1 protein-coding gene is annotated in these 1,236 nt (G+C 57.8%); it reads left to right on the forward strand.

Annotated features, from left to right (window positions below; all coding sequences use genetic code 11):
* Positions 1 to 81 precede the first annotated feature (81 nt).
* Positions 82 to 1,181 (forward strand): IS3 family transposase gene (locus tag AC5ZFO_RS47945; protein ID WP_496124259.1). Its coding sequence is split into 2 segments (ribosomal slippage): positions 82 to 334 and positions 334 to 1,181, totalling 1,101 coding nucleotides; the frame shifts between segments, so codons are not numbered across the junction.
* The last annotated feature ends 55 nt before the right edge of the window (positions 1,182 to 1,236 follow it).

The following is a 1,236-nucleotide window of genomic DNA, read 5'->3' on the forward strand; positions in this document are numbered from 1 at the left end:
CTGACGTGCCCCCGCCAAATTAGGCCAGTTTGAACTGGAATTTTCCATTTATGATCCCCTGACGGGGACGAGGAGAGTTCCATGAAGGCATCGAAGTTTTCAGAGGCGCAGATCGCATTTGTTTTGAAGCAAGCTGAAGATGGCTCGGCGGTGGCAGAGGTCTGCCGCAAGGCCGGGATCAGCGAGGCGACGTTCTACAATTGGCGGAAGAAGTACGTTGGCCTGTTGCCCTCAGAGATGAAGCGGCTGCGTCAGCTCGAGGAAGAGAACAGCAAGCTGAAGCGGATTGTCGCCGACCTGTCGTTGGACAAGGCCATGCTTCAGGATGTGCTGTCAAAAAAGCTCTAAAGCCTGGCCGCAAGCGTGAGCTTGTCGACAAGGTGCGAAGTGACTGGAAGGTCTCGATCAGGCGGGCCTGCTCGGCCCTTCGGATCGATCGCGCACTGTACGTCTACAAGTCGAAGCGCGGCGACCAGGCCGCTCTCAAAGGCCGGATCAAGGACATCTGCGAGACGCGGGTGAGATACGGCTATCGCCGGGTCCATGTCCTGCTGCAACGTGACGGCTGGGCCATCAACGTCAAACGCGTCTATCGTCTTTATCGGGAGTTAAGCCTGCAATTACGCAACAAAGCGCCGAAGCGTCGCGTGAAGGCCAAGCTGCGCGAGGATAGGACGGAAGCACGCCAGATCAATGAGACCTGGGCAATGGACTTCGTTCACGACCAGCTCGCCACGGGCCGCAAGATCCGTGTTCTCACGATCGTGGACACCTTCAGTCGCTTCTCGCCAGCCGTCGATCCGCGCTTCAGTTATCGAGGCGAGGATGTCGTGCTGACCTTGGAGCGTATCTGCAAGATCCTTGGCTATCCCAGGACGATCCGCGTCGACCAGGGATCAGAGTTTATCTCCCGCGATCTCGATATCTGGGCTTACCAGAAGGGTGTGGTGCTGGATTTCTCGCGGCCGGGAAAACCGACGGACAACAGCTTCATCGAATCTTTCAACGGCAAGCTCAGAAGCGAGTGCCTGAACACGCACTGGTTCCTGAGCCTTGACGACGCGCGGCAGAAAATGGAGGATTGGCGTAGAGACTACAACGAAGTCCGGCCCCACAGCGCGATCGGCAACAAGGCGCCGATATCGCTGTTGAATGGCTCATCGGCGCCCCCGCCGGCATGAGCATAACCCCGGAAAATTCCAGCGCCGGCTGGCCTAGTTTTGGGGAGCACTTCAA

The organism is Bradyrhizobium sp. Unk1, assembly GCF_059512345.1.